The sequence below is a fragment of the Mycobacterium intermedium genome (assembly GCF_002086275.1).
GTDB lineage: Bacteria > Actinomycetota > Actinomycetes > Mycobacteriales > Mycobacteriaceae > Mycobacterium > Mycobacterium intermedium.
This window is the reverse complement of the sequence record NZ_MVHT01000134.1, coordinates 1-11,132: the sequence shown is the minus strand read 5'-3', so window position 1 is coordinate 11,132 and position 11,132 is coordinate 1. Positions and strand designations below refer to the sequence as shown.

The following is an 11,132-nucleotide window of genomic DNA, read 5'->3' as shown; positions in this document are numbered from 1 at the left end:
CTAAACCACACAAACCCCAGACACCACGCACCCCATCGCCAAGTCCGACCGAAATCACCCTCGACGAAAAATCGAGGCTCGACGGCCTCGACCACATGGCCGCGGACATCAAGGACGCGGTGGCCTCGCTGGAAGTCATCGACAGACTGCTTCCGCAGATGATCACGCAGATGAAGGTCATGCGAAACGACACCGCGGCCATCCAGGCGCTTCTGGTCAACAACTACGGTTCAGCGGATCTGCAGTCCACGCAGACCGACCAGACCTATGACGACTTGATCAACGTGGGCAACGACTTTGACCGCTCACGCAGCGACGACTACTTCTACATCCCCAGGGAGGGCTTCGACAACGAGGACGTCAAGATCGGCATGACGTTGATGATGTCGCCGGACGGCAAGGCCGCGCGCTTCATCGTCACCCACGAAGGCGATGCGATGGGACCGGAGGGCGTGGAGCATGTGAATGCCTTCCCGACCGCGATAACGACTGTGCTGAAAGAGACTTCGCTCGCCGGCGCGCGGGTCTACATCGGCGGCTCCGGATCCAACGACAAGGACATCAAGCAGTACGCCATGTCGGACCTGCTTATCGCGGCGATCGCCGCCTTCGTGCTGATCTTCCTGATCATGCTGTTCATCACCCGAAGTCTGTTGGCAGCCTTGGTAATTCCGGCCACGGTCGCGTTCTCGTACGCTGGGGCGTTCGGACTCTCCGTGCTGGTCTGGCAGCATCTCATCGGCCTGCACCTGCACTGGCTGGTGTTGCCGCTGACCTTCATCATCCTGGTGGCGGTGGGCTCGGACTACAACCTGCTGTTGATCGCCCGAGTGAAGGAAGAGATACATGCCGGGTTGCACACCGGTCTCATCCGAGCGCTCGGCAGCACGGGCGGTGTGGTGACGTCAGCCGGGTTGGTCTTCGCCTTCACCATGCTGGCGATGCTCGCCAGCGATCTCAGGACGATCGGTCAGGTCGGGTCCACCGTCTGCATCGGACTGTTGCTCGACACCCTGATCGTGCGTTCGTTCGTCGTGCCGTGCATCATGCGCATCCTCGGTCCGTGGTTTTGGTGGCCGACGTTCGTGCGCCAGCGTCCGCTCCGGCAGCGATCTCCATCGACGGCGGCGGCCGCAGTTGGCTCGACCTGATCGACGTCGCAAATTATCCTTTGCGCCCATGGATGACGCCATGGTCGCCAGCGGCGTCGTGACGGAGTCCGACGCGTCCTACGCACGGCGCGCCTTCGAAGACCCCGCGTTCCTCTACCGGGGCGGCATGATCGTCGCCGTGTGGGGCCGCCGAAAAGAGTGAACGGCAACTAGGAGCCGTCTGAAGCGTTTGTCGGACCCATCATGGCCGCGCTGGCCTGCATGACCAGATTTACCGCCTCATTTCGAGAGAGTGATTTGAATACCTCTGCGGCCATTCGCATCTCGGGACCAACCATCAGTGTCGGCCCATTGGCGAGGTTATCGAACGCGTCGTCAATGACCCCCGCCGCGGGCACGGCGCCCTTCGGGACTTCGTCCATGGAGGAGATCTGGCCTCGGCGGTATTCGAGTTGACGCAACGATGGCGTATCGGTCTTACCCAGGACCAGGGCGAGCACGTCGACACCCTTGGCGTGCAGTTCCGTCCAGAGGCCTTCCGTGAAGACCAGGTCGAAAGCCTTGGTGGCGCCGTACGCAACCATGTTGGGACCACCGGCCAGCGCCGCGCCCGAAGTGAAGTTGACGATGCCGCCACGACCTCGTCCGACCATGGGTGCCGCGTAGTGGTGGCAGAGCTGCATCATCACCAAGCAGTTGCGCCGCAGTAGCGCCTCGCCGGCGGAAACCGGATTCGCAAGGAACGGTTGATAATTCGGGTCGCCGCCAGCGCAGTACACCAGCATGCCGACTTCGAGGTCCGCGGTGTTGTCGATGATCACGTTCGCGGCGTCCGGTGCCGTGAGGTCCACCGCCAAGGTCCGGGTCGCGACCCCGGTGCGCTCGCCGATGCCAGCGGCCACCTCTTCCAGCACATGCCGGCGACGGGCCACTAGCACGACGTTCACCCCGTTCACCGCGACCCGTTCGGCGAACAGCGCCCCGACACCATCGGACGCGCCGACAATGATTGCCCACGGGCCGTACTTGTCGGCGAACTCACCCATTTGTGGCTGCCACGGTGCCGATGCGGACCGAGGTGAACTTGCGGCGTGCGATGCGCCAGCCCGCGTCGGTGCGCACGACATGATCGTCGTAATAGCCGACGGCGTTAACGCCGGATCCGTTGTCGGTGAGGATCAGTGCGTCGATGTAGGTTCTGGCTTTGGCTGTGTCGCCGATTATTTCGATGGCCTGGTTGGACATCCGGTGCATGGTGTGGGCGGCACCGACATGAACGGCCTCCATGAACTGCACCACCTGCTCCGCACTTGTCCACTGGCCGATCTCACCGTAGTCCACTTCGGCATCGGCGGTGAAAACCTCTGCCAGAAGCTGGTATTGGCGGGTGTCGATGGCGGTCGCATACCGCACGGTCAGATCGAAGATCTCGTCGCGATCGTTGGTCATTTGACATCTCCGTTCGGGTGGATCACGACGCGGGGAGGTCCCTCGGATCGGCGGGTCTGCTCCAGCGCCTCGGGCACGTCGTCGAGACCGATGATCCGCCCCACACTGGGCAGCGGGTCGAGGCGTCCCTCGACGACGGCGTCGAGCACCCCGTACCAGTCCTGCGGCATCGGCCCGCCGCCGAATTGCAGGGTGAGCCCGTTGCGGGTCGCTTCGGTGATGTTCAAGGTGTCCCCGGTGTACCAACCGCCGGCGCAGTAAATGCGTGAGGAGAACTCCGCTTCGGCCGCGAGTCGGTCGATGAGGCCCGGTGCGCCAACACATTCGAATACCACCGCGGATCCGCCGAGATGGTATTCCGCCCGCGCCTTGCGGAAGGCGTCGAACACGGACTGTTCCGACGGATCGACCAATATGTGCGCTCCAAAGTGGGCTCGGGCCAACTCGCGGCGCTCCGGCTTCAGGTCGGACACGATGATGGGTTCGATGCCACGACTGGACAACGCGGCCACCGCGGATAACCCGATTGCTCCCGCGCCCACCACTATTGGGACTTCACCGGGTTCCAGACGAGCCGAACGCACGTAGAACTCCCCGACGGCGAAGGCGTCGACAAGACTCACGGCGTCGCTGGAGACCGCGCCTTCGACCGCGCGCGCGACCGCCTCCGATACCACCAATAGTTCGCCGAAACTGCCCTGCGCCTCGGGATGCTGCCCGATGATGCGCAGGCCACCCGCACCGCCGTCGACCAGGCGGATCGGGATCGACGTCACCCGCGTTCCGAGCGGGAACGCGTCGGTGCAGCCGGGCCCATGACCGATGACTTCGCCGACGAACTCGTGTCCCATGACGATGTCGACGTCGGGGTCATACAGCGACCGTCCGGTCGGGTCGTCGATCGCGAGCTCGGGATGGTCCATGTAGTGCACGTCGGAAGCACAGATCGCCGTGCTCAGCGTCCTGAGTAGCAAGTCGCCGGGACCTGGAATCGGATCGGCGGTTTCCCTGACGGTGAGCTTGCCGCCTCGTAATACCACTGCGCGCAACGGCTTCCTTCCCGCCTGTCAGCGACCCTGCGCCGGCGCCGCCGTCCCGCCGTCCCGCCTGCCGCCGAACGTGTGGCCTATGCACCCGCCGAGACAATCGAAGGGCCGGACGCCCCACACTCAACGCGCTACAGTTTGGCAATTTATCGAATAATCGAGATACTTGTCTCAAACTATCGATTCAATGTAAAGAGCCGCTGATCAGGAGTCAAGGGTGCGCGGAACGACGTCGGCCCCGACGACTCGGGTGGTTGACGTAGTGGAACTGCTCAGCCGGTCGGGTGAGCGCAAGTGGCGATTCTCCGATATCGCGCGCGAACTCGGACTGAACCAAGCGACCGCCCACGCGATCCTGAAGACGTTGACCGACCGTGGCTGGATCACCCGTGATCCGGCCACCAAGGTGTTCGCACTCGGTCCCGCGCTGGCGCTCATCGCGGCACAACTCGACCATGCCCGCCCGACCGCGCTCGTCGGGCGGGAGGCTGCACGCCGACTTGTCGCGACCACCGAAATGCCGGCCTCGGTGGTGGAAAGGGCCGGCGAGGACCTGGTCCTCACCGCGTTCGAACGCCCCGCAGACAGCGTCGTCGTCGCACCGATCCACGAGCGAATTCCGTACACCCCGCCGTTCGGGGTGGCTTTCGCGGCCTGGGACAACGAGGAATCGCAACAGGCGTGGGTACAGTGCGGCGCCGCCGACGATGCCACGTTGGCCCAACGACTACGCGACGTCTTGGCAGAGACTCGTGCGCGCGGCTACGACATCGATTGGCTGACCCCCGCGCTCGCTCAGGCCGCCCAGGTGCTCGGCACGTTGTCGGCGGTGCCGACCGGCGTGCGTCCCATCATCGATCGGTTGCGGGTCGAATTCACCGCGGCCGGTATCGATCCGGATGCTGCGACGCACGACCACGCACCGATCGCGACCATCTCCGCACCCGTGCTGGATCGCGACCGTCAGATCCAGTTTGCGCTCGCCGTCCATCCCCTGCGGCCGATGTCGGCTGCGGAGATTCAGGCCACCGCCGCCGCCCTACTGGCGGAGATCGAACGTATTTCGTGAGAGCTTTGCTAACCAGCCCGAATGCGCGAAGATCTGTTCACTTGCGAAAGGACCAATCTGTGAAATCGATTGTGCGAATCGTCGCGCCCGGCCTGGCCGCCCTTGCGGCAGCTGCCGTCGTGTACGCCCCGGGCGCATCAGCCGACGGCAACGGCTTCCTCAACGAATTGCGCGCGACCGAGAGCCAGTTGCCCGGCAAGACCGCGGCCGAGATGGTTACGGCGGGCTACTTCACCTGCAGCAACCTGCGCCGGGGGGCTCCCGTCCACGACGAGATCGGCGCCGTCGAACAGCGGTACGGCATTCCCGACGGGACGGCGTTCGTCAACGCCGCCATCACCAATCTGTGCCCCGACTTCGCCGGCGCCCCGGGGTGACACGACGCGACGCGCCGCTGAGCCGTCGCACGATTCACGCTCGGGGTACCGCCCGGCGAAGCTCGGCATAGGCAACTACTAACGCGTCGAGGGTGAAGCTCCTGTTCAGACCACTTGGGTTGGGCAAGACCCAGGCGGCTGCCTCGGCGAACTGATCTGGGTGTCTGCCCCACCCGACGTCGGACGCGCCGGTCATGGCCGCCAAGGCGCGCTTGCCCAGAAACGCGATGGTCCGCGGCGCGTAGCGGCGCATCTTCGCTTCGAACGCCGGACGCGCCAGCCGAAATTCTTCCGCGGAGATCTCGTCCGCCCGCTGGGTAGCCCGTGCGACGACGGCCGTTATGCCACAACCGTATTCGAGCAGGCGACGTTCGTCCTGCGGCCGTAGCCGCACGTCGGTGAAGCCGGCAAGGTGCAGTACGGGCCAGAACCGGTTGCTGCGGTTGGAGAAGTTGTGACCGTCGGCCACCGCGGTCGCGGCGGGGTTGATACCGCAGAAGACGACGTCGAGGCCGTAGGCCAATATGTCCGAGTCGAATCCGGTCGATCCGGTCATCTCTGGCCGACGTCGGGACGGTGCGCCCGGTAGATCGAGATGGACCCGGACGCCGTTCGGATCACCGATACTTCACGGACATTCAGAAAGCCCGCCTCCTCGATCAACTTCGGCAGGATCCCATCGGCATTGGGTTGGGTGTCCTCCTTACCGTCGGCCATTTGCACCAGCCGGAATCCCAGTCGCATCAAAGCGCCGCGTTGCAGACCGAAATCTGCGATGACGAGTTCACCGCCCGGCCGCAGCACCTGCAACATGTTGCTGATGATTGCCCTTTTCATCGGCACCGGACACTGATGCAGCACGAGGCTGGACACCGCCTTGTCCGCAATTCCAGTTCCGAGCAGCTCGGTGACCTTGTCCCCCATCGCCTGCACGAATTCGACATCGACGTGGGCTGCGCGCGTCTTCTTCCGCGCGATGTCGAGCACCTCCGGGTCGGGGTCGACGCCGATGACCCGCGCTTCGGGTTGGCCACGTTCCAGCAGCACCGCTAAAGACCCTGTGCCACAACCGATATCGATGATGACATCGCCTGGGCGCGGGGAAAGCTGGCGGACCACCTCAGAACGCCAACGCTTTTCGCGTGTCACCAGGGCAATAACCGCGTCGTAGTACTTCGTCCACTTGGGGTTGCCGGCGGCTGGTGTAAATGACTGCACTGACATGGCTTCGGTGATCCTCTCGGCTTGACCTATGCCTAGTCGTACCATCGTTGGTTGATGACTTTCTCTGCACGAACGGCCACATCCTTGTCCGTAGCGGCCAGCCCGGAAATGGTCGATATGCGTCAGGGCGGTCGACCCATCGCCGGGTCGTTCGTCTACGAAGGCCACCGGGTGACGACTACCCGGCATGTGCACGATCTCCACCAATTGGAGTATGTCCTGCAGGGCGTGCTCGAGGTGGAGACGGACTCTTGCGCCTACATCATGTCCGCACGACAAGCCGCATGGATTCCAGCGGGCCTCGGGCATGTCAGCACGATCGACACGCGGGTCCGGTCGGTGTCGATATTTCTGCATCCGATGCTCATTCAACCGGGCCATCGTGGTGCCGGGATCGTCGCCGTGTCGCCGCTACTCCGGGAAATGATCCGTTATGCCGCCCGCTGGCCGATAAACCGGCCATCTTCGGACGCGCTAGCCGATGCCTACTTCCACTGTTTCGCCGAACTGCTGGCCGAGCTTCTCGACGCCCAGCACCCCTTCAGCCTGCCCACCACGCATCATCCGCAACTCGCGGCGGCACTCAAACATACGCGAAACAATCTGGACCGCATAACAATTGAAAACGCGGCAGCGTCCGCCGGAATGTCGCCCCGGTCGCTGCGGCGGTTGTGCCAGCGTGATTTGCAGATGACGTGGCGGGAGTACACCCAACAAGCACGGCTGATGCGCGCCGCAGCACTTCTTGCCGATCCTGAACTGACAGTCCTTCAAGCAGCAACCATGGTCGGCTTCGACAGTGCGAGCTCATTCACCCGGGCGTTCAGGAACACCTGGGGCCAGTCCCCGTCGACGTATCGCCGTCACGCTGACGCGCCGGGGCTACAGGCTTAACAAGGCCCCGCGGTCGACCGGCTGCTACCTGCTGCGGCCGGAGCTGCCGCCCGAACTGCCTCCGGAGCTGCCACCCGAGCTACCGCCACCGATCGAGCCGCCGCCGATCGAGCTGCCACCACCAATCGAGCCGCCGCCGATCGAGCTGCCGCCACCGATCGAGCCGCCGCCGATCGAGCTGCCACCACCGATCGAGCTGCCACCACCGATGGAACCGCCACCGATCGAGCCGCCGCCGATCGAGCCGCCTCCGATGGAGCCTCCGCCCAGGGAGCCGCCTCCAAAGCCGCCGCCCGGGCTACCGCCGATGGGACCGCCTCCGCCAATGCCCCCACCGGGGAGACCTCCCCCACCGGGGGCAATTCCCCCACCGGGGGTCAGTCCGCCTCCCCCGGTGGGGGGCGACGGAATCTGCACCGGTGCTGGGGCCGACTGCGGCGGTTGGGGAATTACCGGCGGAATGCCCAGCCCCGGTATCCCCCCTGGCAAGCCGGGGACCGGCGGGCTATCCGGGACCGGTTCGCCAATCACCGGTGGGGTGTCCAGACCTGGCGAGCCTGGAATTGGTGGGGTATCGGGTGCCGGGACACCGACCGGGGTCTGCGGCTCCGGAACGGACACGGGCGGTGGCGCCGCCGGCACGTACGTCGGCGGGTGGGCCACCGGCACGGTGGTCGGTGGGTGCGAAACCGGCGGCCGCGTGGCCGGCGGCTGCGACACCGGAACCGTTGTCGGCGCGGGCGAGACCGGCGCCGTCGTGGCCGGAGGTGACGACACCGGGACCGTAGCCGAAGGCGACGGTGAGGCCGGAATTGTCGACGGCGCGGGCGACGACGCCGGCACCGTCGACGACGGCGAAGCCGGAACCGTCGAGGTCGGCGACGACGCCGGCACCGTCGACGACGGCGAAGCCGGGACCGTCGAGCTCGGCGACGACGCCGGCACGGTCGACGACGGCGAAGCCGGAACCGTCGAGGTCGCCGGCACGGTCGACGACGGCGAAGCCGGAACCGTCGGCGACGGCGAAGACACTGGAACCGTCGCCGAAGGCGAGGGCTGTGCCACCGGCAGAGTAGGCGAAACCGGAACCACAGACCCGCGCGGCGGCGTTATCGGCAACGGAACAAGGAGCGGATAGTCGGGGTAGCTACGCGACACCCGACCCGGCACGATGGTATCCGGCATCGTCGCGGGCAGCGGAAAGACAATCGGCATCGCCACGGTCGCATCCGCCGGTGCTCCGGCGACGGGCAGCTGAGGAGGCGCAAACCCGTTTACCGGCACCGGATTTACCTCAGGGACGATCAATTGGATCAGCTGGGGGGACGGTGCCGAAGTATTCGGCCCCGGCGCCCCTTGCTCAGTTGGGAAGACGAAATTTTGTCCCGGCAGTGGCCGCACAGCCACGGCAGTGTCCCGGATGCCAAGCGCCAGTGCAACTTCCAGTGCCACCACCGCGCTGATGAGACCCACTGCGGCGATGCTGCCCAGCAGCAGCATCGGCCTGCGCGGCTGCAGTGTCTCATTCAGGCTGGTTTCTTCATCGGCGTCCAAGACCACGGTCAAGGCCTCGGTGTCCTTGTCCTCATCCGGTATTTCGCTGTAGGCGAGCTTTTCGTCGTCGCCGCCATCGATACCGGGAGAGGCAACGTGACCATCCGCATAGCTGGCGGCCATCACGCCGGAAAATATCGGCTCAGTATCCGAATCATGATCGGACGCAATGGCTTCAGTGTAGAAGGCGACCGTTGACGGGTGGGCGGACGCCAATGCCGCCCCACGCGCAAGAGCGGTCTCTGGTTCCTCGGGAACAACTATCGTGAGCGAGGTCGCCGTCTGTAGTTGCCATTTCATCGAAGCGGTGTCGACGTCGGGACCGACGATGAACAGGCCTTCAGGGTGCGTGTCGAGCGTCTCCGCCTCCGCGGCCAACCGAGCCAGCTGCGCCATGCGGTTGGGAGCGTCCAGCGGTTCCTTGTGTATGTCATCGATCGCCCCGTCGGCGGCGGCAACAACAGCCAAGGTCGCGGTGTCGCGCTCGACCAAGAGCATGGCAATGCGCTCGTAGCCGTTCTCCTGCCCAACTGACTGGGCCAATGCCGCGGCAGCCAGGAACGCCGAGACCAACATGACCTGGTCCACCCGGTGCGCGGTCAACGCGTCGCGCAACGCGGCTGCCCCGATTTGGTCGGTCCAGGTCACCCCGATCGAGGACACCTGGTGCCCGGCTTCGTTCGCATCCGCCTGGGTACCCAGGATCGCAGCCACCACTTGATTAGTTGCTGAGTTGGAGGTATTCGAGACCTGGAGCTCTTCTGTTTCGACGGTGACGCCGTCGGCGTTTTCGCCCTCAACCAGCACCATATGGATTGCCGCAGGTGTCATCGATAGCCCGATTACGATGTCCACGCTACTCCAATTGTCTTTGCTAGCGAGCTACGCTTCCACGCTTCGTTAGGCTCGCGAAAGACAACCTAACGCCGCAATGCGTGTGCTTCGTTAGTCAGAGTTAGGTACCAGCTGTGACTTCGACGGCGCGAGGTTCAGTGGTTGCGGATGCAGTCGTATGTGAGAGGGATGTCGGAACCGAGTTCGACGACGTCAAATTGGTCGACTCCGATGTCGTTGAAGGAGTCAGCCTTGATTCCCAGGCTCGACCACTTCGCGGTACTCGTACGGTCGTCAGCGAACGTCAATGGAACTTCGCCACCGTCCGACAGCAGCATGCCGTAGGTCTTGAGCGCTTTGAGGATCACCTGCTCCGACTTCGAATACTTCGATTCATCGAAGTCGGCCTTCAGCCGAAGCCACACACCGTACGGCGGGACATTGGGGTCGGAATTTTGCGGCCCGCCAGCGTGTGTCGCCGGACGCACGAAAACACCCTCTCGCATGTGACTGTTCGGAAGGATGAATCGAAGCGGGTGATTGACCGCGCCAGAGGCAACTTCGTCCGCGGTGGGCAGCAACGCGGCAATCGGGAATCCGGCTGCGTCGGCGCTGGTGCACTGATCACCACGAAGAGTCTCCGGATAGGACTTGTTCAGGTTCCAGACGAAAAAGCCCACGGCCGCAATCGCATCGCCCTTTTTCGAGCCTTGGTAGATCTCGTAGAGCTTGTGCTCGTCACGTTCGAAGACGAGCAGATGGCAGTCACCCTGGCCCTCGGTGTTCCCCGGCGGGTCATAGGTCAGTGCTTGTTGGTGCACTCGAACCCGATGACGGCTTGCTGGCACTGGTCCCGCTGCTGCAACCGGTGCCCACCAACCCGACTACACAGCACGCGACAAGAACTTTCTTGAGGACGGAGCGGGACATCAGGCAGGTCCCCCCGTGGCTCAGCCGGCGAAGTCTGGGCAGAGATTGGTCGTCGCGGCGCTGACGAACAGCGTTCCGTTGCTGATGCCGTATCGCTTTTCGACCTTGCTCATCTCGTCGAGGATGGACGCACCGCCGCGCAAGTCACTGCACGTCTGGTAACCCGCCGCCACTACCTGGTCCGGCGTCTTGCCGGGAAGCATGACGTTGTTGGTTCGCAGTTCGCTGAGGAAGCTATTCGCGTCGGCCGACGCCGTCGGGGAACACAACACAGCGCCGCTGGCCAGGGCGGCCAGAGAGGGGGCGACGAATCGCAAGATCGAACTCATGACGGGTTCCTTTCGCCGGAAGATTTCCCGCGCATTCCCGTTTGTCCATTTTTCGAAACGATAAAGACGACGTACGGGTTTCATGGCCGTGCGGCAGCGACTGCAGAATGCCTGCAGATGAAGTGTTTGCGACGCCCCGCCGCTAGAAGGGGGGTGGTTCGTCGTCGGGGTCCGGCGGTGGGCCTGCTGTGGTTTCGCCGGTCGTGCTGATGGTGCGGGTTTTGGCGCGGGCGTCGCGGTTGCGTTTGCGTTCGGCCTTGATGCGTGCGGCCCGGTCTTGGGCGCGGGTGCGGCGTCGGCGGGGCATCATCGCG

13 protein-coding genes are annotated in these 11,132 nt (G+C 64.4%); 5 read left to right on the top strand and 8 right to left on the bottom strand.

Features of this window, described 5'->3' with window-relative positions; genetic code table 11:
* Nucleotides 1–1,151, top strand: a 1,151-nt coding sequence (locus tag BST27_RS28290) for an MMPL family transporter (RefSeq protein ID WP_170062385.1), incomplete at its 5' end; no start/stop codon positions are given.
* Between the two features lie 28 nt (nucleotides 1,152–1,179).
* Nucleotides 1,180–1,314, top strand: coding sequence for a hypothetical protein (locus tag BST27_RS34680; protein ID WP_264000486.1), 135 nt, complete (start codon nucleotides 1,180–1,182; stop codon nucleotides 1,312–1,314).
* A 7-nt stretch (nucleotides 1,315–1,321) separates the two neighbouring features.
* On the opposite strand, the gene BST27_RS28285 is transcribed toward BST27_RS34680, so the two are convergent.
* The 3 genes from BST27_RS28285 to BST27_RS28275 are packed head-to-tail and all read right to left on the bottom strand — an operon-like array spanning nucleotide 1,322 to nucleotide 3,601.
* Entirely contained in the window at nucleotides 1,322–2,158 is an 837-nt protein-coding gene (locus tag BST27_RS28285) for an SDR family NAD(P)-dependent oxidoreductase (protein ID WP_069422208.1), read from the bottom strand.
* Nucleotides 2,151–2,561 (bottom strand): nuclear transport factor 2 family protein, encoded by a 411-nt coding sequence (locus BST27_RS28280; protein WP_069422209.1) that lies wholly within the window; start codon nucleotides 2,559–2,561, stop codon nucleotides 2,151–2,153. Before BST27_RS28280 ends, BST27_RS28285 begins: the two co-directional genes overlap by 8 nt.
* Nucleotides 2,558–3,601: a zinc-binding dehydrogenase gene (locus BST27_RS28275; RefSeq protein ID WP_069422210.1), complete on the bottom strand. Its 1,044-nt coding sequence runs from the start codon at nucleotides 3,599–3,601 to the stop codon at nucleotides 2,558–2,560. The genes BST27_RS28280 and BST27_RS28275 overlap by 4 nt, the downstream gene beginning before the upstream one ends.
* Before the next feature lie 223 nt (nucleotides 3,602–3,824).
* Between BST27_RS28275 and BST27_RS28270 the strand changes: the two genes are divergently transcribed.
* On the top strand, nucleotides 3,825–4,676 hold the full coding sequence (locus BST27_RS28270; protein WP_069422211.1) for a helix-turn-helix domain-containing protein: 852 nt from the start codon (nucleotides 3,825–3,827) through the stop codon (nucleotides 4,674–4,676).
* 59 nt (nucleotides 4,677–4,735) lie between these two features.
* A complete protein-coding gene (locus tag BST27_RS28265; RefSeq protein ID WP_170062384.1) occupies nucleotides 4,736–5,053 on the top strand; it encodes a DUF732 domain-containing protein in 318 nt (105 codons plus the stop codon).
* Nucleotides 5,054–5,087: 34 nt separating this feature from the next.
* Here the strand turns inward: BST27_RS28265 and mug are convergent, their stop codons facing one another.
* The gene (gene mug / locus BST27_RS28260) at nucleotides 5,088–5,609 is read right to left on the bottom strand and encodes a G/U mismatch-specific DNA glycosylase (protein ID WP_069422213.1); all 522 of its coding nucleotides are present in this window, start codon (nucleotides 5,607–5,609) and stop codon (nucleotides 5,088–5,090) included.
* Nucleotides 5,606–6,277 carry a class I SAM-dependent methyltransferase gene (locus BST27_RS28255; RefSeq protein ID WP_069422220.1) on the bottom strand — a complete coding sequence of 224 codons (672 nt, stop codon included), beginning with the start codon at nucleotides 6,275–6,277 and terminating at the stop codon, nucleotides 5,606–5,608. Before BST27_RS28255 ends, mug begins: the two co-directional genes overlap by 4 nt.
* Before the next feature lie 54 nt (nucleotides 6,278–6,331).
* Between BST27_RS28255 and BST27_RS28250 the strand changes: the two genes are divergently transcribed.
* A complete protein-coding gene (locus BST27_RS28250) occupies nucleotides 6,332–7,171 on the top strand; it encodes a helix-turn-helix transcriptional regulator (RefSeq protein WP_346243004.1) in 840 nt (279 codons plus the stop codon).
* Nucleotides 7,172–7,195: 24 nt separating this feature from the next.
* Here BST27_RS28250 and BST27_RS33300 read toward each other — a convergent pair whose 3' ends face one another.
* The 3 genes from BST27_RS33300 to BST27_RS28220 form a co-directional block, all read right to left on the bottom strand.
* Nucleotides 7,196–9,580 (bottom strand): DUF7159 family protein, encoded by a 2,385-nt coding sequence (locus BST27_RS33300; protein ID WP_156789309.1) that lies wholly within the window; start codon nucleotides 9,578–9,580, stop codon nucleotides 7,196–7,198.
* A 134-nt stretch (nucleotides 9,581–9,714) separates the two neighbouring features.
* Nucleotides 9,715–10,380 carry a hypothetical protein gene (locus BST27_RS28225; RefSeq protein WP_069422215.1) on the bottom strand — a complete coding sequence of 222 codons (666 nt, stop codon included), beginning with the start codon at nucleotides 10,378–10,380 and terminating at the stop codon, nucleotides 9,715–9,717.
* 129 nt (nucleotides 10,381–10,509) lie between these two features.
* A complete protein-coding gene (locus BST27_RS28220; RefSeq protein ID WP_170062383.1) occupies nucleotides 10,510–10,818 on the bottom strand; it encodes a DUF732 domain-containing protein in 309 nt (102 codons plus the stop codon).
* Between the last annotated feature and the right edge of the window lie 314 nt (nucleotides 10,819–11,132).